The sequence below is a fragment of the Acidovorax sp. LjRoot129 genome (assembly GCF_964253765.1).
Taxonomy (GTDB): domain Bacteria; phylum Pseudomonadota; class Gammaproteobacteria; order Burkholderiales; family Burkholderiaceae_C; genus Acidovorax.
The window spans coordinates 4987501-5009851 of sequence record NZ_CAXUSE020000001.1 but is presented as its reverse complement, the minus strand read 5'-3'; the positions used below and the strand labels follow the sequence as shown (position 1 = coordinate 5009851).

General features: G+C 65.4%; 20 protein-coding genes (1 of these 20 cut by a window edge). 17 read left to right on the top strand and 3 right to left on the bottom strand.

Features of this window, described 5'->3' with window-relative positions; genetic code table 11:
• Nucleotides 1–216 precede the first annotated feature (216 nt).
• The 3 genes from hpf (at nucleotide 217) to hprK (ending at nucleotide 2132) form a co-directional block, all read left to right on the top strand.
• Complete coding sequence (gene hpf, locus ACSQ3Q_RS22920; RefSeq protein ID WP_056411430.1) at nucleotides 217–552, top strand: ribosome hibernation-promoting factor, HPF/YfiA family; 336 nt, start codon at nucleotides 217–219, stop codon at nucleotides 550–552.
• Nucleotides 553–663: 111 nt separating this feature from the next.
• Nucleotides 664–1131, top strand: coding sequence for a PTS sugar transporter subunit IIA (locus tag ACSQ3Q_RS22915; protein ID WP_436136605.1), 468 nt, complete (start codon nucleotides 664–666; stop codon nucleotides 1129–1131).
• Nucleotides 1132–1175: 44 nt separating this feature from the next.
• Nucleotides 1176–2132, top strand: a complete 957-nt coding sequence (gene hprK / locus ACSQ3Q_RS22910) for an HPr(Ser) kinase/phosphatase (protein ID WP_436136604.1) — start codon at nucleotides 1176–1178, stop codon at nucleotides 2130–2132.
• A 316-nt stretch (nucleotides 2133–2448) separates the two neighbouring features.
• On the opposite strand, the gene fur is transcribed toward hprK, so the two are convergent.
• The gene (gene fur / locus ACSQ3Q_RS22905; protein WP_436136603.1) at nucleotides 2449–2865 is read right to left on the bottom strand and encodes a ferric iron uptake transcriptional regulator; all 417 of its coding nucleotides are present in this window, start codon (nucleotides 2863–2865) and stop codon (nucleotides 2449–2451) included.
• An 87-nt stretch (nucleotides 2866–2952) separates the two neighbouring features.
• Here fur and ACSQ3Q_RS22900 point away from each other — a divergent pair, with 87 nt between their 5' ends.
• The 6 genes from ACSQ3Q_RS22900 (at nucleotide 2953) to ACSQ3Q_RS22875 (ending at nucleotide 9167) form a co-directional block, all read left to right on the top strand.
• Nucleotides 2953–3513, top strand: a complete 561-nt coding sequence (locus ACSQ3Q_RS22900; RefSeq protein WP_436136602.1) for an outer membrane protein assembly factor BamE — start codon at nucleotides 2953–2955, stop codon at nucleotides 3511–3513.
• 59 nt (nucleotides 3514–3572) lie between these two features.
• On the top strand, nucleotides 3573–4409 hold the full coding sequence (gene dapB / locus ACSQ3Q_RS22895) for a 4-hydroxy-tetrahydrodipicolinate reductase (RefSeq protein WP_436136601.1): 837 nt from the start codon (nucleotides 3573–3575) through the stop codon (nucleotides 4407–4409).
• 21 nt (nucleotides 4410–4430) lie between these two features.
• Nucleotides 4431–5186 carry a MotA/TolQ/ExbB proton channel family protein gene (locus ACSQ3Q_RS22890; RefSeq protein ID WP_436136600.1) on the top strand — a complete coding sequence of 252 codons (756 nt, stop codon included), beginning with the start codon at nucleotides 4431–4433 and terminating at the stop codon, nucleotides 5184–5186.
• The gene (locus ACSQ3Q_RS22885; protein ID WP_436136599.1) at nucleotides 5183–5641 is read left to right on the top strand and encodes an ExbD/TolR family protein; all 459 of its coding nucleotides are present in this window, start codon (nucleotides 5183–5185) and stop codon (nucleotides 5639–5641) included. Before ACSQ3Q_RS22890 ends, ACSQ3Q_RS22885 begins: the two co-directional genes overlap by 4 nt.
• Before the next feature lie 145 nt (nucleotides 5642–5786).
• Nucleotides 5787–8498: a leucine--tRNA ligase gene (leuS, locus tag ACSQ3Q_RS22880; protein ID WP_436136598.1), complete on the top strand. Its 2712-nt coding sequence runs from the start codon at nucleotides 5787–5789 to the stop codon at nucleotides 8496–8498.
• Between the two features lie 171 nt (nucleotides 8499–8669).
• Nucleotides 8670–9167, top strand: coding sequence for an LPS assembly lipoprotein LptE (locus ACSQ3Q_RS22875; protein ID WP_436136597.1), 498 nt, complete (start codon nucleotides 8670–8672; stop codon nucleotides 9165–9167).
• A gap of 306 nt (nucleotides 9168–9473) precedes the next feature.
• Here ACSQ3Q_RS22875 and rocF read toward each other — a convergent pair whose 3' ends face one another.
• Nucleotides 9474–10427: an arginase gene (gene rocF, locus ACSQ3Q_RS22870; RefSeq protein ID WP_436136596.1), complete on the bottom strand. Its 954-nt coding sequence runs from the start codon at nucleotides 10425–10427 to the stop codon at nucleotides 9474–9476.
• A 261-nt stretch (nucleotides 10428–10688) separates the two neighbouring features.
• Here rocF and holA point away from each other — a divergent pair, with 261 nt between their 5' ends.
• Nucleotides 10689–11747, top strand: coding sequence for a DNA polymerase III subunit delta (holA, locus tag ACSQ3Q_RS22865; protein WP_436136595.1), 1059 nt, complete (start codon nucleotides 10689–10691; stop codon nucleotides 11745–11747).
• Nucleotides 11748–11933: 186 nt separating this feature from the next.
• Here holA and ACSQ3Q_RS22860 read toward each other — a convergent pair whose 3' ends face one another.
• Complete coding sequence (locus ACSQ3Q_RS22860) at nucleotides 11934–12218, bottom strand: hypothetical protein (protein WP_436136594.1); 285 nt, start codon at nucleotides 12216–12218, stop codon at nucleotides 11934–11936.
• 89 nt (nucleotides 12219–12307) lie between these two features.
• Between ACSQ3Q_RS22860 and ACSQ3Q_RS22855 the strand changes: the two genes are divergently transcribed.
• From ACSQ3Q_RS22855 to gshB, 7 genes are all read left to right on the top strand, one after another.
• The gene (locus tag ACSQ3Q_RS22855; RefSeq protein WP_436136593.1) at nucleotides 12308–13588 is read left to right on the top strand and encodes a glutamate-5-semialdehyde dehydrogenase; all 1281 of its coding nucleotides are present in this window, start codon (nucleotides 12308–12310) and stop codon (nucleotides 13586–13588) included.
• A 60-nt stretch (nucleotides 13589–13648) separates the two neighbouring features.
• The gene (gene trkA, locus ACSQ3Q_RS22850; RefSeq protein ID WP_436136592.1) at nucleotides 13649–15103 is read left to right on the top strand and encodes a Trk system potassium transporter TrkA; all 1455 of its coding nucleotides are present in this window, start codon (nucleotides 13649–13651) and stop codon (nucleotides 15101–15103) included.
• Nucleotides 15104–15124: 21 nt separating this feature from the next.
• The gene (locus ACSQ3Q_RS22845; protein ID WP_436136591.1) at nucleotides 15125–16591 is read left to right on the top strand and encodes a TrkH family potassium uptake protein; all 1467 of its coding nucleotides are present in this window, start codon (nucleotides 15125–15127) and stop codon (nucleotides 16589–16591) included.
• Nucleotides 16592–16722: 131 nt separating this feature from the next.
• Nucleotides 16723–18018, top strand: coding sequence for a glutamate--cysteine ligase (gene gshA / locus ACSQ3Q_RS22840; protein WP_436136590.1), 1296 nt, complete (start codon nucleotides 16723–16725; stop codon nucleotides 18016–18018).
• A 297-nt stretch (nucleotides 18019–18315) separates the two neighbouring features.
• A complete protein-coding gene (locus ACSQ3Q_RS22835; protein WP_436136589.1) occupies nucleotides 18316–20184 on the top strand; it encodes a potassium transporter Kup in 1869 nt (622 codons plus the stop codon).
• Between the two features lie 138 nt (nucleotides 20185–20322).
• Nucleotides 20323–21510 carry a benzoate/H(+) symporter BenE family transporter gene (locus ACSQ3Q_RS22830; RefSeq protein WP_436136588.1) on the top strand — a complete coding sequence of 396 codons (1188 nt, stop codon included), beginning with the start codon at nucleotides 20323–20325 and terminating at the stop codon, nucleotides 21508–21510.
• A 127-nt stretch (nucleotides 21511–21637) separates the two neighbouring features.
• Nucleotides 21638–22351 carry the 5' portion of a glutathione synthase gene (gshB, locus tag ACSQ3Q_RS22825; RefSeq protein WP_436136587.1) on the top strand. 246 nt of this gene lie beyond the right edge of the window, so 714 of the gene's 960 nt are visible here — the first part of the coding sequence; the start codon lies at nucleotides 21638–21640; the stop codon falls past the right edge of the window.

The window sequence follows — 22351 nt, the reverse complement described above, 5'->3', positions numbered from 1 at the left end:
GCTAGCCGGCTCGGGGCTGACTTTTCCATTGTGCGCCCTTTTGGGGCGCTTGGCACCTGCGCGGCCATAACCCAGCGGCGAAGGTCGGTATGGGATTGCTTTTCGGGGAGGGCAGGGGCATAGTGAACTCACGTTGACGGATGCATCCAGGTTCCCGAGCCGCTTCTCTGATCCAGGGCGGCATTTTCCACTGAGAGTGCTACAGGAGACTTATTTATGAACTTGACGATCAGCGGTCACCATCTCGAAGTTACCCCCGCCTTGCGCAGTTACGTCACCACCAAGCTAGATCGGATCACCCGCCATTTTGACCAGGTTGTCGATGTCAAGGTACTGCTGACGGTAGAGAAGCAAAAGGAAAAGGAAAAGAGACAGCGAGCGGAATGCAACATCCACGTGAAGGGCAACGACCTCTTTGCCGAAAGTTCCCACTCGGACCTGTACGCTGCGGTGGATGAGCTGGTCGACAAAATGGATCGCCAAGTCGTGCGCCACAAGGATCGCCTGCAGGACCATCATCACGAAGCCGCCAAGCGCGAACTGCACGCGTGATGCGCCAGCCCTGAGCCTGGCATCGCAGCCGCCCACTGGGCGGTTTTTTTGTTGCCTGTTGCCTTTCCATCAGGGTTTTCGCCAACATGTGCATAATTGTTACCCTTGACCATGAACCGACTCGCCTCCATCCTGCCTTCCGCTCAAGTGCTCGTGAGCGTCGACGCCACCAGCAAGAAGCGTGCTTTTGAAGAAGCGGGTCTCCTGTTCGAGAGCCAGCACGCCCTCTCGCGTGCGCTGATCACCGACAGCCTGTTTGCCCGCGAGCGGCTGGGCTCTACCGGCCTCGGCCATGGCGTGGCCATTCCCCACGGCCGGATCAAGGGGCTCAAGGCCCCCATGGCGGCGGTGTTTCAGTTGCTGCAGCCCATCGGCTTCGATGCGCCGGATGAGCAACCTGTGGGGCTGCTGATTTTTCTGCTGGTGCCCGAAGCCGCCACCCAAAAACACCTTGAGATCCTCTCCGAGATCGCAGAACTGCTGAGCGATTCCGCGCTGCGCGAAAGACTCAAGTCCTGCACCGATGCCGCCGAGCTGCACGGAATGATTGCAGGCTGGCAGTCCACGCAGACCGCCTGAGCCGCCCCCGGCGCTGCAAACCTCCACCGCCAGCCGCGTACGCCGTGAAACCCAATGTTGTCAGTGCCGATGTCCTGTTCGAGGAATTCCGCGGCCCCCTGAAGTGGGAATGGGTGGCAGGCCTGGGGGCCTCCGAGCGCCGCTTCGATGAAGTCGCCGTACGGTCCGCACGCTCTGGCGCCGATCTCGTCGGCTACCTCAACTACATCCACCCCTATCGGGTTCAGATCCTGGGCGAGCGCGAAATCGCTTACCTGAGCAGCGCCTCACCCGACGACTGCAAGCGCCGCATCGCCCGCATCGTGACCCTGGAGCCGCCAGTGCTGGTGCTGGCCGACAACCAGACCGCGCCCGACGCCCTGGTATCGATGTGCGAGCGCGCGCAGATCCCGATGTTTTCGACGCACGAGTCCTCGGCGTTTGTCATCGACGTGCTGCGTGCTTATTTGTCCAAGCATTTTGCCGACCGCACCACGATGCACGGCGTGTTCATGGACATCCTGGGGCTGGGGGTGCTGATCACGGGTGAATCTGGCCTGGGCAAGAGCGAGCTGGGGCTCGAACTCATCTCCCGCGGCAACGGCCTCGTGGCCGACGATGCGGTGGACCTGTACCGCATCAACCAGACCACCATCGAAGGCAAGTGCCCGGAGCTCCTGCAAAACCTGCTGGAAGTGCGCGGCATCGGCCTGCTCGATATCCGCGCGATCTTTGGCGAGACCGCCGTGCGCCGCAAGATGCGCCTCAAGCTCATCGTGCATCTGGTGCGCAAGGAAACGCTGGAGCGCGACTACGAGCGCCTGCCGTACGAGCCGCTCACACAGGACGTGCTCGGCGTGCCCGTGCTCAAGGTGGTGATTCAGGTGGTGGCTGGCCGCAACATCGCCGTGCTGGTCGAAGCCGCCGTGCGCAACACCATCCTGCAGCTGCGCGGCATCGATACCTACCAGGAATTCGTGGAGCGCCACCGCCGCGCCATGGAGCGCGACACCGGCGGCTAGGCTAGCTTGCTATTGATTTAGTAGCTGCATGCGCTTGATGGATAAGCGCTAGGGCCTGTTTTGATTCAAATTGTGCCTGGTCAGCGTGCCTCGGCCTACCGAACATTGCCCTGGGATTCGCGGATCACGGGTACGTCCTACCCCCAGCGCGAAGGCATCAAGCCTCAAGCCTCAAGCCTGAGCGCCACGACCCATTTGCGACCCAGTCCGTAAAAACTGGCGCGCCCCCGACGCCAGCGCACCCGTGGAACCGGCTTTGCCGGGCCACCGGGTGCGTCCCCCTCGGGGGAAGGCGCCGAAGGCGACTCAGGGGGGCTTATTTTTTAGCGCAATCGGCGCACTGGCCGTACAGCGCCATCGTGTGATCCTGCACCAGCCAGCCCTTGGCCTTGGCCACCGCCTGCTGGCGCTTTTCAATCTCAGGGTCGTAGAACTCTTCCACCTTGCCACACGAGGTGCACACGAAATGGTCGTGGTGCTGGCCTTCGTTGAGCTCGTACACCGCCTTGCCGCTTTCAAAGTTGCTGCGGATCAGGATGCTGGCCTGCTCGAACTGGGTGAGCACCCGGTAGACGGTGGCCAGGCCGATGTCCGACCGTTCTTCGAGCAGCACCCGGAACACGTCTTCGGCCGTCATGTGGCGTTGGCCGCCCTTCTGGAAGATTTCCAGAATTTTCAGGCGGGGCAGCGTGGCCTTGAGTCCCGTGCTTTTGAGTTCGTCGATGTTGGTCATGGCTGGTCTTTCGGAATGCCGGCTTGGCCTGGTGTCCAAAGGGCCTGCCGCTACAATGGGGCGATCATATCCTCTGCCCTTTTATCCATGCCCGTCAAAGCCACTTGCAGCGCCCGCCTGGGCCTGGTCCTGTTGATCGGTGCCGGCGTGGCCACCCTGGCCGGGTGCGGTAGCTTCAACGGCGCCAGCACCCGCATCGCCAATATCGTCACCCCGTACAAGATTGACGTTGTCCAAGGCAATTTCGTGTCGCGCGAGCAGGTTGAGGCCTTGCAGCCCGGCATGAGCCGCCAGCAAGTGCGCGAAATCCTGGGCACGCCGCTGCTCACCAGCCTGTTCCATGCCGACCGCTGGGAATACGTGTTCACACTCAAACGCCCTGGCGAAGAAGTGCAGACGCGCAAGCTGACCGTGTTCTTCAAGGGCGATGCGCTCGAGCGCTCCGAAGGCGACACCATGCCCACCGAGACCGAGTTCGTGGCCACGCTGGGCTCCAAAGGTGCCAAGGGCAAGGTGCCCGCGCTCGAAGCCACGCCCGAGCAATTGGCCCGTTTCCCTGCGTCGGCACGCCCCACCACGCCGCCCACCGCGGCACCCCTGGAGCCCGGCTCCGTCAGTTACCCGCCTCTGGAATCGCCTGCGCGCTGACCAGACTGGCAACTGCAGCGCGCGGCACGGCCTGCGCTGCACCAACGTACAGGACTCTCATGACTGGGACATTGACACCCGCTGGCGCCACCGCCCCTTGCCGTGTGGCCGTGGCGGGCGCGTCCGGCCGCATGGGCCGCATGCTCATCGAAGCCATCCGCGCCACTGACGACCTGGTGCTCGCGGGCGCCATGGACGTGCCCGCAAGCCCGGGCATTGGCTCGGATGCCACGGCATTCCTTGGGCACGCCAGCGGCGTGGCCATCACCGCCGACATCGCAGCAGGCCTCAAGAACGCCGATGTGCTCATCGACTTCACCCGCCCCGAAGGCACGCTGGCCCACCTGGCCGTGTGCAGCGAGCTGGGCGTGAAGGCCGTCATCGGCACCACGGGTTTCTCGGATGCGCAAAAGGCCGAGATCGCGGCCCACGCGCAGCGCACCTCCATCGTGATGGCGCCCAACATGAGCGTGGGCGTGAACGTCACGCTCAAGCTGCTGGAGATGGCGGCCAAGGCCATGTCCAGCGGCTACGACATCGAGATCATCGAGGCACACCACCGCCACAAGGTGGATGCGCCCTCGGGCACCGCGCTCAAGATGGGCGAAGTCATCGCCGAGGCCATGGGCCGCAACCTCAAGGACTGCGCTGTGTTCGCCCGCGAAGGCGTGACCGGCGAGCGCGACCCGTCGAGCATTGGTTTCGCGGCCATCCGCGGCGGTGACATCGTGGGCGACCACACCGTGCTGTTTGCCGGCGTGGGCGAGCGCATCGAGATCTCGCACAAGTCCTCCAACCGCTCAGGCTACGCACAGGGCAGCCTGCGCGCGGTGCGTTTCCTGGTGGGCCGCACGACGGGCATGTTCGACATGTTCGACGTGCTCGATCTGCACTGACACCCCGGGCGCAATAGCACCATGGACGCTCTGCACTGGTGGCGACAGGGCGATGCGGTGACGCAAAGCACCGCGCTGCTGCTCCTGGCCATGTCGGTGGCGAGCTGGGTTGTCATCGTCTGGAAGCTGCGCCTCATGCGCCGCGCCAGCGCCGACGTGGCGCGTTGCACGGCCGCGTTCTGGCAGGCGCCGTCGCTTACCCTGGCGGCGCAGCGTTTGGAGTCTTTTGACCGGGAGGTGCTGGTCCTTCCTTTGGTGGTTGCTGCAAATTCAATAGCAAATCCCCCAGGGTCCGAAGCAGGCTCCGCCGCCCCCCGCAGCCTGGCCACACAGGGCAGCCTGTCGCAGCAGCTCACGCGCGTCCTGCGCGACGCCTTGCACCGCGTGCTGGGGCGGCTGCAGTTTGGCCAGGTGATGCTGGCCACCGTGGGCTCCACCGCCCCCTTTGTCGGTCTGCTCGGCACCGTGTGGGGCATCTACCATGCGCTCACGGCCATGGCCGGGGCAGGGCAGATCACCATCGACCGGCTGTCGGGCCCCGTGGGCGAGGCGCTGGTGATGACGGCTGCGGGCCTGGCTGTCGCCATCCCGGCCGTGTTGGCCTACAACGTCTTCGGTCGCCTGATCGGGCGCATCGAGGCCGACCTGGAAGGTTTTGCGCGCGACCTGCGCGAACTGCTCATCGACACGGCGCACCCCCAGAGCACGGCCGGCGCCACGGAAAGCCGCCCCTTGGGCGGCGGCGAACCCCACGCAGCGGGGAGCATGCGGGCATGAGTTTTGGCAGGCTCGAGCGCACCACCGGGCCCCAGCCCATGAGCGACATCAACATGACGCCGCTCGTAGACGTCATGCTGGTGCTGGTGGTCATCTTCATCCTGACTGCGCCGCTGCTGGCCAGCTCCATCCGGTTGGACCTGCCGCGCAGCGACGGGGCCGTGCCGGGCACTGCGCCGCAATTCGTCACGCTGGTGGTTGATGCCCAGGGCCAGGCCTATCTGGATGACCAGCCCCTGGGGCAGGCCGCGCTGGCCGAGCGCCTGCGCCGCATCGGCGCCGAACGGCCCGACACCGAGGTGCAGCTGCGGGCCGACGCCGCAGTACCTTACGGCAGGGTGGTCGAAGTCATGGGCGCCGCACACCTGGCGGGCCTGCAGCGCATCGGCTTTGTGGCCGAGCCTGCGCCCAGCAGTGGTCCAGCCCGCGCCACGCAGCCGCCCAGCACCCCCTGAAAAGATCGTACATACGCCCTCGGATCGCCCACCGCACGGCGCGCGCCCCGTGCGGTGGGCCGCGCGCGGCAACCCTGGGCGCATGACCGCCTAAAATCCGCGCAGCGCAGCACGCGGCTGCACCCCCCTCTCACCCCGAGCCCCCATGCAAGACAAATATTCTCCCCAAGACGTCGAACGCGCCGCGCACGACCACTGGACCGCCACCGACGCCTACCGGGTGACGGAAGATACGAGCAAGAAGAAGTTCTACGCCTGCTCGATGCTGCCCTACCCCAGCGGCAAGCTGCACATGGGCCATGTGCGCAACTACACCATCAACGACATGCTCGCGCGCTATCTGCGCATGAATGGTCACAACGTGCTGATGCCCATGGGCTGGGACGCTTTTGGCCTGCCGGCCGAAAACGCGGCACTCAAGAACGGCGTGCCGCCCGCCAAGTGGACGTACGAGAACATCGCGTACATGAAGCAGCAGATGCAGGCCATGGGCCTGGCCATCGACTGGAGCCGCGAGATCGCCACCTGCGACCCCGAGTACTACCAGTGGAACCAGTGGCTGTTTTTGAAGATGCTGGACAAGGGCATTGCCTACCGCAAGACCCAGGTCGTGAACTGGGACCCGGTGGACCAGACCGTGCTGGCCAATGAGCAGGTCATCGACGGCAAGGGCTGGCGCACCGGCGCCACGGTCGAAAAGCGCGAGATCCCGGGCTACTACCTCAAGATCACCGACTACGCCGACGAGCTGCTCGACTTCGTGACCGGCGACAAGCTGGCCGGCTGGCCCGAGCGCGTGAAGCTGATGCAGGAGAACTGGATCGGCAAGAGCGAAGGCGTGCGCTTTGCGTTCACGCACGACGTTCGCGGCGACGACGGCGCGCTGATCGGCGACGGCAAGATGTACGTGTTCACCACGCGCGCCGACACCATCATGGGCGTGACGTTCTGCGCCGTGGCGCCCGAGCACCCGCTGGCCGCGCATGCCGCCAAGAGCAACCCTGCGCTCGCAGCCTTCATCGAAGAATGCAAGAACGGCGGCACCACCGAAGCCGAGCTCGCCACGCAAGAGAAGAAGGGCCTGCGCACCGGCCTGTTCGTCACCCATCCGCTGACCGACGAGCAGGTCGAGGTCTGGGTCGGCAACTACGTGCTGATGAGCTATGGCGATGGCGCCGTGATGGGCGTGCCCGCGCACGACGAGCGCGACTTCGCCTTTGCCCTCAAGTACGGCATCGAGATCAAGCAGGTCGTGTTGGTCGACGGCGAGAGCTTCAACTACCACCAGTGGCAAGACTGGTACGGCGACAAGCAGCGCGGCGTGACCATCAACTCCGACAGCTTCAGCGGCCTGTCCTTCAAGGACGCCGTGAACGCCGTGGCCCATGCGCTCGAACTCAAGGGCCTGGGCGAGAAGAAGACCACCTGGCGCCTGCGCGACTGGGGCGTGAGCCGCCAGCGCTACTGGGGCACGCCGATCCCGATCATCCACTGCGAGGAGCACGGCGCCGTGCCCGTGCCCGAGAAGGACCTGCCCGTCGTGCTGCCGCAGGACTGCATCCCCGACGGCTCCGGCAACCCGCTTCACAAGCACGAGGGCTTCCATGCCGGCGTGACCTGCCCCGTGTGCGGCAAGGCCGCGCGCCGCGAGACGGACACCATGGACACCTTCGTGGACAGCTCGTGGTACTTCATGCGGTATTGCGACCCGAAGAACAGCGGTGCCATGGTGGGCGAAGGCACGGCCTACTGGATGCGCGACCAGAAGTCGGCCACCGGCGGCGCCGGCATGGACCAGTACATCGGCGGCATCGAGCACGCCATCCTGCACTTGCTGTACGCGCGCTTCTGGACCAAGGTCATGCGCGACCTGGGCCTGGTGACGGTGGACGAGCCCTTTGCGCAACTGCTCACGCAGGGCATGGTGCTCAACCACATCTACTACTGGCGCGATGAAAAGGGCGGCAAGAACTACTTCCCGCCCGAGGCCGTCACGCAGGTGCTCGATGCGCAGGGCCGCATCGTGGGTGGCAAGCTGACCGAGGCCGAAGGCCCGTACCCGCAAGGCCTGGTGCTGGAATACGGCGGTGTCGGCAAGATGGGCAAGACCGAGCGCAACGGCGTCGACCCGCAGGACCTGATCGCCAAGTACGGCGCCGACACGGCCCGCCTGTACACCATGTTCACCGCCCCGCCCGAGGCCACGCTGGAGTGGAACGACGCCGCGGTGGAAGGCAGCTACCGCTTCCTGCGCCGCGTGTGGAACTTCGGCTTCAAGCTGTCTGCTATGGATATGGAAGCAGCCAGTGCAAGCGTAGCAAGCGCTAGCAGCCTAAAAGACGTTGAATTTGGCAAAGAGGCCAAGGCGTTGCGCCTGGAAATCCACAACGTGCTCAAGCAGGTGGACTACGACTACCAGCGCATGCAGTACAACACCGTGGTCTCCGGCGCGATGAAGATGATCAATGCGCTGGAGGACTTCAAGGCCGCCGACTCCGCCGGCGCCCAGGTCGCGCTGATCGAAGGCTTCGGCATACTGCTGCGCGTGCTGTACCCCGCCACGCCGCACATCGCCCACACCCTGTGGAGCAGCCTGGGCTACTCCAACCACCTGGGCGACCTGCTCGACGCGGCCTGGCCGCAGGTCGACGCCAGCGCGCTGGTGCAGGACGAGATCGAACTCATGCTGCAGGTCAACGGCAAGCTGCGTGGCTCCATCCACGTGCCGGCCCAGGCCGACAAAGCCGAGATCGAGCGCGTGGCGCTGGCAAGCGTTGCCTTCACCGCACAGGCGGCGGGCGCAGCCCCCAAGCGCGTGATCATCGTGCCGGGCCGCCTGGTGAACGTGGTGATCTAGTGGGCCGAAACCCGTGGGCTCTGCGCCGTTTCCCGTCTCTCGCGCCGAGCGCGGAGACAGGGCGCGGCGCCGGTGGCCCGCCCCAACAGTGCCATGGCGCTCCAATGCGCTTTTGGCCTGGGCCGCGCCAGCTTCAGGGCTGTGGTCGCGTGAACGCAATGGAAAACTGATATGCAAAGACGCACGCTGCTGACCTTCGCCCCCGTTGCCTTGCTGGCAGGCTGCGGCTTTCGCCTGCGGGGCGTGCCGGAGTTCGGCTTTGAGACGCTCTACATCGCCGCGCCCCCCAGCTCGCCACTGGCGCGCGAACTGGAGCGCACGCTGGCCGGCTCGGGCGGCAACCTCCGGGTGCTGCGCGATGCTGCCGGCATGACCACGGCCCAGGCCATCATGGACCTGCTGCAAGAGCAGCAAGAGCGCGTGGTGGTAGGCCAAAGCGCGTCGGGCCAGGTGCGCGAACTGCAGCTGCGCCTGCGCGTGAAGTTCCGCCTGCGCACCCTGGCCGGCACCGAGTTGATCCCCGAGACGGAAATCCTGCAGCAGCGCGACATCAGCTACAACGAAACCATTGCCCTGGCCAAGGAAGCGGAAGAGGCACTGCTCTACCGCAACATGCGCACGGACATCGTGCAGCAGCTGTTGCGCCGCTTGGCGGTCGTGCGGCTTTGAGCCTTTTCTGAACTGCAGCGCCTCGGCGCGGACAGGGTTTGGTTCTGTATTTAGGCCCTGCTATAAAAACAAAACGGCACGCCCCACGCGAAGGCTCAATAAGCTTGCATTTCAATGTGAGCGTCCATTTGTGCAGTGCTGACCGCCCGGAATTGCTGTGTTGCCCCTGCCCGTAAAAACTGGCGCGCCCCCAACGCGAAGGATGCCTAGCAAGGGCCGCCCCGCAGCGAGGGCATGTCCCCCTTCCCGAATCGCGCAGCGATTCGAGAGAAGGGGGAAGCGGCGCAGCCGCTCAGGGGGATCGCCTCATATCGATCGCCTGACCAGCGTGCTCTTGCCAAACAGCGACTCCACCAGGTCCACCGCCAGCACCGCCGTGCGGTTGCGCACATCCAGCGCCGGGTTGACCTCCACGATGTCCAGCGAGGCCAGGCGCCCGCTGTCGGCGATCATTTCCATGCACAGCTGGGCCTCGCGGTAGGTGGGGCCACCGGGCACCAGGGTGCCCACACCGGGGGCGATCTCCGGGTCCAGAAAGTCCACGTCGAAGCTCACGTGCAAATGAGTGTTCTCGTCCACACCCGCCAGGGCCTGCTGCATGGTGGCGCGCATGCCCACTTCGTCGATGTAGCGCATGTCAAAGACCTCCAGGCCCTGCTCGTGCACAAAACGCTTCTCGCCCGCGTCCACGCTGCGGATGCCGATCTGGCGGATCTGGTTGGGCCGCAGCGCGGGGGCGCCGCCGGGCATGCCCGCCAGCTGCGTGAGCTCGACCGGGCCAAAGCCACACAGGCAGGCCACGGGCATGCCGTGCACATTGCCGCTGGGGGTGAGCGCGCTGGTGTTGAAGTCGGCATGCGCATCAAGCCACAGCACGCGCAAGGTCTTGCCCACATCCAGGCAATGGCGCGCCACGGCGCTGATGCTGCCCAGGCCCAGGCAGTGGTCGCCGCCCATCAGGATGGGCAGGTGGCCGAGTTTCAGCTCGGCAGAGACCGCGTCGAACACGTGCTGGTTCCACGCCACCACTTCGGCCAGGTGGCGGTAGCCCGATTCGGGCGGCTGCCAGGGGTTGGCGGGGCCGTTGAGGTTGCCGCGGTCGACCACCGTGAGGCCATGGCTCTCAAGCGCCGGCTGCAGGCCCGCCACGCGCAGCGCCTCGGGCCCCATGGACGCGCCGCGTGCGCCCGCGCCCACGTCGGTGGGGGCGCCAATGAGGCTGACGGCACGCGCCGGGGAAGGGGAGAGGGTCGGGGTCATGGGCGAAGGCCTTTGTGGGGAGCTGAACGGGCGGCACGCCCGGGTCGGGCCTGCCGTGGTGGCGGCATTGTCTGCGCAGCGGGCGCCAATGCAAAGTAAGACACCTGCGCAATCGGGCGCGCGGGCTGCGCAATGTGAGGGCCGCTGCTGGCGATCTGCGCAGTGGCCTCAGCGCAGGTCATCGCAAAAGCCCTCTGCACACGCTCCCGCCCAATACTGCGGGGGTAAAGCACGTCCGGGCGAGGCGATAAACTTTGCCGCATGCAACTCGCCCTGGCCCAACTTCCCACCCATCTCCAAAAGGGCCTGTCGCCGCTGTACGTGCTGCACGGCGACGAACCCCTGCTGCAGCAGGAGGCGGCGGACACCATTCGGGCCACGGCGCGGGCCCAGGGCTACACCGAGCGCAGCAGCTACACCGTGGCGGGCGCGCACTTCGACTGGAGCGCGGTGCTGGCGGCGGGCGGGTCTTTGAGCCTGTTTGCCGACAAGCAGATCGTGGAGATCCGCATCCCCTCGGGCAAACCCGGCAAGGACGGCAGCGTGGCGCTGCAGCAGGTGGCCGAATCGGCCCGGGGCAACGACAGCACGCTCACCCTGGTGATGCTGCCGCGCCTGGACAAGGCCACCCGCAGCGGCGCCTGGTTTGCGGCGCTGGAGGGCCACGGCACCTCCATCCAGATCGACACCATCGAGCGCGGCATGCTGCCGCAGTGGATTGCCCAGCGCCTGGCCGCACAAGGCCAGCGCGTGGTGGCGGGCGAGGAGGGCCAGCGCACGCTGCAGTTCTTTGCCGACCGCGTGGAGGGCAACCTGCTGGCCGCGCACCAGGAGATCAGCAAGCTGGCGTTGCTGCACCCGGCGGGGGAGTTGAGCCAGGCCCAGGTCGAGGCGGCGGTGCTCAACGTGGCGCGCTACGACGTGTTCAAGCTGTCCGAGTCCGTGCTGTCGGGCCAGACCGCGCGTGTGCAGCGCATGCTCGACGGCCTGCAGGCCGAGGGCGAGGCGGAAGTGCTGGTGCACTGGGCGCTGGCCGAAGACATCCGCGCCCTCAAGCGCGTGAAGGACGCGATGAACGCTGGCCGCCCCCTGCCCATGGCACTGCGCGAAAACCGCGTCTGGGGCGCCAAGGAGCGCCTGTACGAACGCATACTGCCCAAGGTCAGCGACGCCGCGCTGGCGCGCCTGCTGCAGTCGGCCCACACGGTGGACGGCATCGTCAAAGGACTGAAGGTGCCCGATTGGCCGCAGAACGGCTGGCAGGCGCTGCAGCGGTTGGCGTTTCAGATGTGCAGGTTGACGCAGCAAGCGGCGCGGTGAGGGAGGCGGCTTCCCTCTGACGCCAGCTTCGAGGCCCTCCCTGTGAGGGGGCACCATCGGTGGCGACGTCGCTTCCACGGTGTGTCGACACCGGCTGGAGTTGCCAAACGAAGCCGGTATCAAGCCAAAAATAGCCCTAGCGCTTATCTATCAAGCGCTTGTAGCTATCGAAACAGGAGCAATCGTTCACGCAGCGTCCAGCGCTGTGCGTGCCTTGTCCACCCACATCTGCAAACTCGCCACCAGGTCCTTCTGGCTGAACGAGCAGCTTTCCTCCGAAAACAACGCGCTCGATTCCAGGCGGTCCAGCAGGTTCAGCAGCACCTCGGTGTAGCGCGGCGGCAGGGCGGCGAGCGCGGTGGTTTGCTCGCGGGCCAGGGTGCTCAGGTGGGCAGCGGTGCAGTCGCCGCGCGCGAAGGCCTGCAGGGCTTCGGACAAGGTGGCAAGTTCGGTTTGGGGTGTGTCGGTCATCGGCGGCAGACGAATTTTTAAGGCCCAAGGGTAAAGCAGCCCTGCGCCGCGCCAAAAGCGGCCAAGGCCAAGTGCGGCAAAATCGCTGGATGAACGCCCTCAACGTCGCTGAATACACGCACACCCTCGGCCTGCAGTCCAAAACGGCCTCGGCGCTGATGGCCAAAGCGCCGGCAGCTATCAAAAACAAAGCGCTCAAGGCGCTGGCCCGCCTGCTGCGCGAGAACGTGGATGCGCTGCAGGTCGACAACGCCCGGGACCTGGACCGTGCCCGCACCGCTGGCCTGGCCGAGCCGATGGTGGACCGCTTGAAGCTGACCCCCAAGGTGCTGGAGACCTGCGCCGAGGGCTGCGAACAACTCGCCGCCATGCCCGACATCATTGGCGAGATATTGGGCATGAAGCAGCAGCCCAGCGGCATCCGCGTGGGCCAGATGCGCGTGCCGATCGGCGTGTTCGGCATGATCTACGAGAGCCGGCCCAACGTGACCATCGAGGCCGCGTCGCTGTCCATCAAGAGCGGCAACGCCTGCATCCTGCGCGGCGGCTCCGAGGCCATCGATTCGAACAAGGCCCTGGCCAAGCTGGTGCAGCAGGCGCTGGCCGAAGCCGGCCTGCCGCAAGACGCTGTGCAACTGGTGCAGACCACCGACCGCGAGGCCGTGGGCCAGCTCATCGCCATGCCGCAGTTCGTGGACGTGATCATTCCGCGCGGCGGCAAGGGCCTGATCGAGCGCATCAGCCGCGATGCCAAGGTGCCAGTCATTAAGCACCTGGACGGCAACTGCCACACCTATGTGGACGACCCCTGCGACATCGCCATGGCGGTGAAGGTGGCGGATAACGCCAAGACGAACAAGTACAGCCCCTGCAACGCGAGCGAAGGCCTGCTGGTGGCGCGCGGTGTGGCGGCCGACTTCTTGCCAAAGATCGGCGCCGTGTATGCCGCCAAGGGCGTGGAGATGCGCGGCTGCACCGAGTCGCTGGCCATCTTGAAGAACGTGCCCGGCGCCCTGCTGGCCCAGGCCACCGAGAAGGACTGGAGTGAGGAATACCTTGCACCCATCATCAGCGTGAAGGTCGTAGCCGGCGTGGACGAGGCGATCGCGCACATCAACCGCTATTCGAGCCACCACACCGACGCCATCCTGACCACCAACCATGTGCACGCCCAGCGTTTTTTGCGCGGGGTGGATTCGGCCAGCGTGATGGTGAATACGAGCACGCGGTTTGCCGACGGCTTCGAGTACGGGCTGGGCGCCGAGATCGGTATCAGCACCGACAAATTCCATGCGCGCGGGCCGGTGGGGCTGGAGGGGCTAACGTCGCTCAAGTACGTGGTGCTGGGCGACGGCGAAGTCCGGGCTTGATTTGCTCTTGTTTTGATAGCTGTTGGCGCACCATAGTCAAGCGGTAGCAGCCAAAAACACATGAAAATCATCATCCTCGGAGCGGGCCGCGTGGGCCAGAGCGTGGCCGACAGCCTGGTGTCCGAGCGCAACGACATCACCGTCATCGACACCGACGCCGAGCGCCTGCGCGACCTGGAGTCGCGCTACGACCTGCGCGGCGTGGTGGGCAGCGGCATCGAGCCGAGCGTGCTGGCCGAGGCCGGCGCACAAGACACGGATCTGCTCATCGCCTGCGCCGCGCAGGACGAGACCAACCTCGTGTGCTGCAAGATGGCACAGCTGCTCTTCAACATCCCCAAACGCATCGCGCGTGTGCGCTCCACGGGACTTGAGTGCGACGAGCGCCTGGTGGGCCCCGAGGGTTTTGCGGTGGATCGCATCATCTGCCCCGAGGAATCGCTCACCCGCTACATCGGCAAGCTCATCGACTACCCCGAGGCGATGCAGGTGCGCGAGTTTGCCGGCGGCCGTGCCTGTCTGGTGGCAGTGCGTGCGCGCGCCGGCGCCCCTATGGTGGGCCAGGTGATCGGCGATCTGCGCGAGAACTCCCCCGACTTGGCGATGCGCATGGTGGCCATCTACCGCCGCTTTGCCGACGAGCCCGACCGCTTCATTGCCTGCGATGGCCGCACCCGCATTGAGCCGGGCGACGAGGTTTTTGTGCTGGCCGCGCAGGAGCACATTGCCGCCGTGCTCGGCGCCCTGCACCGCCCGGGCACACAGCCGTCCCAACCCGTGCGCCGCATCATGATCGCGGGTGGCGGCCGCGTGGGGCTGCGCCTGGCGCGGCAGCTGGCGCAGTCGCCGGGGCGCTTCAACATCAAGATCATCGAAGACCACGCGGATCGCTGCGTGGAGCTGGCCTCGGCCCTGCCCACCAATGTGCTGGTGCTGCAGGGCGACACCACCGACGAGGATTTGCTCGGCGACGAGGGTATCGAAGAGGTGGACCTGTTCCTCGCGCTCACCGACGACGACGAGGACAACATCATGTCGTGCCTGCTGGCCAAGCGCATGGGCGCCAGCCGGGTGCTGGCGCTCATCAACCGGCGCAGCTATGCCGACCTGATGCACGGCACGCAGATCGACATTGCACTGTCGCCCGCGCAGGCGATGCTGGGCGAGCTGCTGGCCTATGTGCGCCAGGGCGACGTGCAGGCGGTGCACAGCCTGCGCCGGGGCGTGGCCGAGGCGCTGGAGATCGTGGCGCGCGGCGACAGGAAGAGCTCGCGCGTGATCGGCCGCAAGGTGAGCGAGCTGCAGCTGCCGCGCGACGTGCACATGGGCCTGATCGTGCGCGGCCTGCCCGATGCCACCGAGGGTGCCGTGCAGGACCTGCGCGAGCCCGAGGTCATCATCCCGCGCAGCTCCACCGTCATCGAGAGCAACGACCACGTGGTCTTCTTCCTGCCGCACAAGCGGCTGGTGCGCGACGTGGAAAAGCTCTTCCGCGTGAGCGCCACTTTCTTCTGATCACCTGGCAAGGCATACCCAATGACGGACATGTTTCCCGTCCTGCGCGTACTGGGCATCCTGGTCATGATCTTCTCGCTGTCGCTGGGCGTGCCGCTGGCGGTGTCGCTGTGGACGCGCGACGGGGTGTGGCATGTGTACCCCATGGCGATGGTGGCCACGCTGGCCGTGGGCGCGTGGCTGTGGTGGCGGCTGCGTTTGTTCCGGCAAGAGCTGCAGCCGCGCCACGGCGTGATGCTGGTGTCGCTGGTCTGGCTGCTGCTGCCCTTGTCGGCCGCGGTGCCGCTGATGCTGGCCGGCCACCACATTGGGCGGCCGATGTCGTTCACCCATGCGTACTTCGAGGCGGTGTCGGGGCTGACGACCACGGGCTCCACGGTGCTGGCGGGGCTCGACACGCTGCCGGTGTCAATCAACGTGTGGCGCACCTTTTTGCAGTGGATGGGTGGCATGGGCATCCTGATCCTGGCGGTGGCCGTGTTGCCGCTGCTGGGCGTGGGCGGCAGCCAGCTCTTCAAGGCCGAGGCGGCGGGGCCGCTCAAGGATTCCAAGCTCACGCCGCGCATGACCGGCACGGCCAAGGGATTGTGGGGTGTGTACGCGATGTTCTCGGTGGCCTGCGGGGCGGCGTTCTGGGCCGGGGGCATGCAGCCGCTGGACGCGCTGATGCACATGTTTGCGACCGTCAGCCTGGGCGGGCTGTCCTCATACGACGCGAGCTTCGGGCAGTTCCAGTCCCCGCTGCTGGAGGCGATCTGCATCTTTTTCATGCTCGTGGCCAGCTGCAACTTTGCGCTCTATTTCGTGGCCCTCAGAAAAGGACACTGGGGCGGGTTCTGGGGCGATCCCGAGTTGCGCGCCACGCTGTTTTCATTGATCGCGGGCGGCCTGCTGGTGTCGCTGCTGCTGTGGGCCAAGGGCGTGTACGAGCCGCTTGCCGCTTTGCGCCACGGCATGTTCAACACGGTCTCTCTGGCCACCACCACGGGTTTTGCCACGGTGGATTACCTGGCCTGGCCGGTGTTTGCACCCGTGTTCATGCTGCTGCTGTCGGGGGTGGCTACCAGCGCGGGCTCCACGGGCGGTGGCATCAAGATGGTGCGGATGCTCATCCTGCTCAAGCAGGCGCGGCGCGAGATGAACCGCCTAGTGCACCCGCGCGCCGTGCAGCCAGTGCGCCTGGGCGACGCGGTGGTGGACAACCGGGTGATCTTCTCGGTGCTGGCCTTCATGCTGGTGTACGGCGGCACGGTGTTTGGGCTGTCGATGGTGATGTTGCTCACCGACCTGGACCCGGTCACCGCGTTTTCGGTGGTGCTGGCCAGCGTCAACTGCGCAGGGCCGGGGCTGGGCCTGGTGGGGCCGGCCTCCAATTACGCCGTGCTCACGGATTTTCAGATCTGGGTGTGTACGCTCGGCATGCTGCTGGGGCGGCTGGAGATACTGAGCTTCATGGCGCTGCTGACGCCTGCGTTCTGGCGCCGTTGAGGTGGCGTGAGGGCGGTGTGAGCGGGGTATGAGGGCCGCATAGGAGCGCGAAGAGCGCGCGCCGCCTTGCGAAATCGGGCGGCGGCCCCAACTCCCTACAATTCGTCGCAATTCGCTTGCCGAGGGCATTTATGGTTCCGCATCTCATCACGGCCCTCACCGGGCCGATCAACGAACTTGAACAGCGTGTGCTGGACTCGATGCCCGCCATCGAGCGCTGGTTCCGCCTGGAGTGGATGGAGCACACGCCGCCGTTCTACACCTCGGTGGACATCCGCAATGCCGGCTTCAAGCTTGCCCCTGTGGACACCAACCTTTACCCCGGCGGCTGGAACAACCTGACCAAGGAAATGCTGCCCCTGGCAGTGCAGGCCGCCATGGCTGCCATCGAGAAGATCTGCCCCGAGGCGCGCAACCTCTTGATCATCCCGGAGAACCACACGCGCAACACCTTCTACCTGGCCAACGTGGTGCAGCTGCAGCGCATCTTCAACATGGCGGGCCTGAATGTGCGCGTGGGCTCCATCAGCCCCGAGATCAAGAAATCGACCCTGATCGAGCTGCCCAATGGCGACACCGTGACGCTGGAACCAGTGGTGCGCACCAAGGGCCGGCTGGGCCTCAAGAACTTCGACCCCTGCACCATCCTGCTCAACAACGATCTCTCCGCCGGGCCGCCGGGCATCCTGGAAGACATCCACGAGCAGTACCTGCTGCCCCCGCTGCATGCCGGCTGGAGCGTGCGCAGGAAAAGCACCCACTTCAAGAACTACGAAGAAGTGGCCAAGCGCTTCGGCAAGATGCTGGGCATCGACCCCTGGCTCATCAACCCGATGTACAGCCAGTGCGACGGGGTGGATTTCACCGAAGGCACGGGGATGGACAAGCTCCAGACCTCGGTCGACGCCCTGCTGACCAAGGTGCGCCGCAAGTACAAGGATTACGGCATCAATGAGAAGCCGTTCGTCATCGTCAAGGCGAACAACGGCACCTATGGCATGGGCATCATGACCGTGCGCGACGCCAAGGAACTCGACGCGGTGAACCGCAAGACCAAGAACAAGATGGCCATCATCAAGGACGGCCAGCCGATCAGTGACCTCATCATCCAGGAGGGTGTGCTGACGCAGGAGCGCGTGCACGAGGCCGTGGCCGAACCGGTGGTCTACATGATGGACCGCTACGTGGTGGGCGGCTTCTATCGCATGCACGCCGAGCGCGGCGTGGACGAGAACCTGAACGCCCCCGGCGCGAGCTTTGTGCCGCTGGCGTTTGAGCACAGCACGCACATGCCCCAGCCGGGCGTGCGCCCGGGGGTGAGCGCGCCCAACCGCTTTTACATGTACGGCGTGGTCGCGCGCCTGGCGATGCTGGCGGCCAGCTACGAGCTGGAAGCCACCAATCCCGACGCCGAGGTTTACGACTGAGGCGTGTCGACGCACCTGTCGATCCCACTTGCCGTCGCGCTGTTGCGCTGTTGCGGTAAGCCTGGGCTCACTTCGGGTTGATCCGGCTGGGAGCTCTTTCGTATGAGGTTTTCCCTCTAAAGAGATCGACCAGTGGCGTCTGGGCGGGCTCCCTGCCACGTCTGCCAGGGGCGCGCCAGAGGGAAGTTGCTGCGCTGCAACATGCCCTGCGCTGGTGCGCTGCGGCACCCGCGTGGGAGCACAATAGCGTTCCCAAAAGTAACGGAACCCGGCAGCCCCCACGTGCCGGCGCGGTCAGTGCAAAGCTCCAAATCCTCGCTCTCAGCGCTCACGCTGGGCGCCATCGGTGTTGTGTATGGCGATATCGGCACCAGCGTGCTGTACGCCGTCAAGGAGGTCTTCGGGTCCGGCCATGTGCCGTTCACGCAGGACAACATCTACGGCATTCTTTCCATCTTTTTCTGGACCCTGACGGTCATCGTCTCGCTGAAGTACGTGGTGCTGGTGCTGCGCGCCGACAACCACGGCGAGGGCGGGCTCATAGCCATGCTTGCGCTGGCCTCGCAGGCCGTCAAAGACAAGCCCCGGCTGCGCGGGGTGCTGCTGGCGGTGGGGATCTTTGGCACCTCGCTGTTCTACGGCGATGGGGTCATCACCCCGGCCATCTCGGTGTTGTCGGCGGTGGAGGGGCTCGAAGTCGTCTCGCCCCACTTCAAGCAATACGTGATCCCCATCACCCTGGTGGTGCTGTTTTGCCTGTTTGTGGTGCAAAAGCGCGGCACGGGGGGCATCGGCAAGTTCTTCGGCCCGATCACCTTGATCTGGTTCATCAGCATCGCGCTGCTGGGGGTGTCGCACATCGTCGGCCACCCCGAAATCCTCTGGGCCATGAGCCCGCACCATGCCCTGCGCTTCATGTGGGCCAACCCGGGCACGAGCTTCATCATCCTGGGTGCTGTGGTGCTGTGCGTGACCGGTGCCGAAGCGCTGTACGCCGACCTCGGCCACTTTGGCAAACGGCCCATTCGCCTGGCCTGGTTTTGTGTGGCCATGCCGGCCCTCACGCTCAATTACTTTGGCCAGGGCGCGCTGCTGCTGGCCGAGCCCGAAGCCGTCAAGAACCCGTTCTACATGATGGCGCCCGACTGGGCGTTGATCCCGCTGGTCATCATGGCCACCATGGCCACGGTGATCGCGTCGCAGGCGCTGATCACCGGCGCGTTCAGCGTCACCAAGCAGGCGATCCAGCTGGGCTACCTGCCGCGCCTGAACATCCAGCACACCAGCGTGCGCGACACGGGCCAGATCTACATGCCGCTGGTCAACTGGGGTCTGTTTGCCGCCATCGTGCTGGCGGTGGTGATGTTCCGCTCGTCCAGCAATCTGGCCGCCGCCTATGGCATTGCCGTCACGCTCGACATGCTGATCACCACCACGCTCACGTTCTTCGTGATCCGCTACGGCTGGGGCTACCCGCTGGCGCTGTGCATCGCCGCCACGGGCTGCTTCTTTGTGGTGGACCTGGCGTTTTTTGCCTCCAACCTGCTCAAGTTGTTCCAGGGTGGCTGGTTCCCACTGTTGATTGGCGGCATCGTGTTCGCCTTGATGATGACCTGGAAGGAAGGGCGCCGCCTGCTCAACGACAAGCTGCGTGCCGATGCGATCGACCTCAAGGATTTTCTGGAATCGGTGTTCGTGAGCCCACCCACCCGAGTGGAAGGCACCGCGGTGTTCCTTACTGCCGAGGCCGGTGCGGTGCCCAACGCGCTGCTGCACAACCTCAAGCACAACAAGGTGCTGCACCAGCAGAACCTGTTCGTCACCGTGCACAACCATGAGACGCCGTGGATCGGGCTCGACAAGCGGCTGCAGGTAGAGCCGCTCGGCCATGACTGCTGGCAGGTGGTTATCCACTACGGATTCAAGAACGACCCGGATCTGCCGCGCGCGCTGGAGCTGCTACGCGGCCGGGGCTGCGAACTGGAGCCCATGACCACGAGCTACTTCCTGTCGCGCGACACGGTCATCCCTACCATGGGTGGTGGCATGGCGCCCTGGCGCGAAAAGCTGTTTGCCCAGATGCACCACAACGCGAGCGGCGCGGCGGACTTCCTGCACCTCCCGAACAATGCGGTCGTGGAGCTAGGTTCGAAGATTGAAATCTGATCAATATCCAAGTCTTTTTGGGCTCCAGCGCTTGTCTATAAAGCGTTTATAGCTATAAAAACTATAGCAGTTGATCCGCGGGCGGTTTGAAGGCGTTGTCAGAGGTTGCGGCGCTGGCGCGGTGCCAGAATCCAGCCCATGCAATTTTTCAAAGACCTGAGCCTGTCGGCCTTCACCGCAGGCTTCGTGGCGGTGCTGGTGGGCTTCACCAGCTCGGTGGCTATTGTTTTCCAGGCCGCGCAGGCCTTTGGCGCCACGCCGGCGCAAATCACCTCCTGGATTTGGGCGCTGGGGCTGGGCATGGGGCTGTCCACACTGGTGCCATCGCTGGTGCTGCGCAAGCCCGTGATGATCGCCTGGTCCACGCCCGGGGCGGCGGTGTTGGCCACGGCGGGGCTTGCAGGCGGCTTCAGCATGGGCGAGGCGGTGGGCTCTTTTATGGTCAGCGCGGTGCTGGTGGCACTGGCGGGCATGACCGGCTGGTTCGAGCGGGCCATGAACCGCATTCCGATGGAAATCGCTGCGGCCCTGTTGGCAGGCGTGCTCGCGCGGTTTGGCCTGCAGGCGTTTGCCGCGGCACAGACGGCGTTGCCGCTGGTGCTGACCATGCTGGTGGTGTATCTCTTCGCGCGCAAGTTCGCGCCGCGCTACGCGGTGGTGGTCACCCTTGCGGTGGCGGTGGTTTTTGTCGCGCTGCAAGGGCAGATGGTCTGGTCGGCCGTGCGCCTTGAGTTGGCCTTGCCGGTGTTCACGGCGCCCGAGTTCAGCCTGTCGGCCGTGATCAGCCTGGCCATCCCCCTTTGTGTGGTGACCATGGCGTCGCAGAACCTGCCAGGTGTGGCGGTGATTCGTTCATCGGGGTACGAGCTGCCCATATCTCGCCTTCTCACGCTCACAGGCCTCGCTACCTTGGTGCTGGCCCCTTTTGGCGCGTTCTCGCTGAGCTTCAGCGCCATCACCGCCGCCATGTGCATGGGCCCCGAGGCGCACGAAGACCGCCGCCGGCGCTACACGGCCGCGGTGTCGTGCGGTGCGCTGTATGTGTTGATTGGCCTTTTCGGCGCGGTGATCACGGGTTTGCTGACGGCCTTTCCCAAGGAGCTGGTGGTGGCGATTGCGGGGCTGGCCCTGCTGGGCACCATCGGCAATGGCCTCGCGGCAGCGGTTCGCGACGAGTCGCACCGCGAGGCGGCGCTGATCACCTTCCTCGTCACGCTCAGTGGGGTGGTGATCGGCGGTGTGGGGTCCGCCTTCTGGGGCGTGGTCGCGGGCAGCTTCGCGTTATTTGTGCAACAGTACAGGCGTTCGCCGGCCCGAGGTGCCTGACGCGAGCCCGGGTTGCCACTGGCGGCGCGGGTGGACAGATCAGGTTTTGAGGTTGCCGTGTTTGTCTCTCTATATAGATAGGGGCGCGGCGCAAGCCGTGTTCCCTAGCGCTCTCTGATCCGACACCATGAAACTGCTTTTCATCGCCGACCCCCTGCACAGCTTCAAGATCTACAAGGACACGACCTTCGCCATGATGCGCGAGGCGCAGCGGCGCGGGCACACGCTGGCGGTCTGCGAGCCCCAGCACATCTCCTGGCAGCGGGGCGGCAAGGTGACGGCGCAGGTGATCGACATCCGCCTGACTGGCGATACCACCCACTGGTACGAGGCGCAGCCCGAACGCACCGCTGCGCTGGTGGAGTTCGACGCGGTGCTCATGCGCAAGGACCCGCCGTTCGACAGCGAGTACTTCTATGCCACCCATCTGCTAGAACAGGCCGAGCGTGAAGGGGCGCAGGTGTTCAACAAGCCCAGCGCCTTGCGAGACCATCCGGAAAAGCTGGCGATCATGGAGTTTCCCCAGTTCATCGGACCTACGCTTGTCACGCGCAACCCGGAAGACATCAAGCGTTTTCATGCCGAGCACCGGGACATCATCCTCAAGCCGCTCGACGGCATGGGTGGCATGGGCATCTTCCGCGTGGGGCCAGACGGGCTCAACCTCGGCAGCATCACGGAGACGCTCAATCGCAATGGCGCGCAAAGCGTGATGGTGCAGAAGTTTCTGCCTGAGATCGCCGAGGGGGACAAGCGGGTGCTCGTCATCGGCGGCAAGCCTGTCCCTTACTGCCTGGCGCGGATTCCGCAAGGCACTGAAGTGCGCGGCAATCTGGCGGCG

Coding starts and splice junctions, on each gene's coding strand:
- hpf (WP_056411430.1), top strand. CDS start 217: ATGAACTTGACGATCAGCGGTCACCATCTCGAAGTTACCCCCGCCTTG.
- ACSQ3Q_RS22915 (WP_436136605.1), top strand. CDS start 664: ATGAACCGACTCGCCTCCATCCTGCCTTCCGCTCAAGTGCTCGTGAGC.
- fur (WP_436136603.1), bottom strand. CDS start 2,865: ATGACCAACATCGACGAACTCAAAAGCACGGGACTCAAGGCCACGCTG.
- ACSQ3Q_RS22900 (WP_436136602.1), top strand. CDS start 2,953: ATGCCCGTCAAAGCCACTTGCAGCGCCCGCCTGGGCCTGGTCCTGTTG.
- dapB (WP_436136601.1), top strand. CDS start 3,573: ATGACTGGGACATTGACACCCGCTGGCGCCACCGCCCCTTGCCGTGTG.
- ACSQ3Q_RS22890 (WP_436136600.1), top strand. CDS start 4,431: ATGGACGCTCTGCACTGGTGGCGACAGGGCGATGCGGTGACGCAAAGC.
- ACSQ3Q_RS22885 (WP_436136599.1), top strand. CDS start 5,183: ATGAGTTTTGGCAGGCTCGAGCGCACCACCGGGCCCCAGCCCATGAGC.
- leuS (WP_436136598.1), top strand. CDS start 5,787: ATGCAAGACAAATATTCTCCCCAAGACGTCGAACGCGCCGCGCACGAC.
- ACSQ3Q_RS22875 (WP_436136597.1), top strand. CDS start 8,670: ATGCAAAGACGCACGCTGCTGACCTTCGCCCCCGTTGCCTTGCTGGCA.
- rocF (WP_436136596.1), bottom strand. CDS start 10,427: ATGACCCCGACCCTCTCCCCTTCCCCGGCGCGTGCCGTCAGCCTCATT.
- holA (WP_436136595.1), top strand. CDS start 10,689: ATGCAACTCGCCCTGGCCCAACTTCCCACCCATCTCCAAAAGGGCCTG.
- ACSQ3Q_RS22860 (WP_436136594.1), bottom strand. CDS start 12,218: ATGACCGACACACCCCAAACCGAACTTGCCACCTTGTCCGAAGCCCTG.
- ACSQ3Q_RS22855 (WP_436136593.1), top strand. CDS start 12,308: ATGAACGCCCTCAACGTCGCTGAATACACGCACACCCTCGGCCTGCAG.
- trkA (WP_436136592.1), top strand. CDS start 13,649: ATGAAAATCATCATCCTCGGAGCGGGCCGCGTGGGCCAGAGCGTGGCC.
- ACSQ3Q_RS22845 (WP_436136591.1), top strand. CDS start 15,125: ATGACGGACATGTTTCCCGTCCTGCGCGTACTGGGCATCCTGGTCATG.
- gshA (WP_436136590.1), top strand. CDS start 16,723: ATGGTTCCGCATCTCATCACGGCCCTCACCGGGCCGATCAACGAACTT.
- ACSQ3Q_RS22830 (WP_436136588.1), top strand. CDS start 20,323: ATGCAATTTTTCAAAGACCTGAGCCTGTCGGCCTTCACCGCAGGCTTC.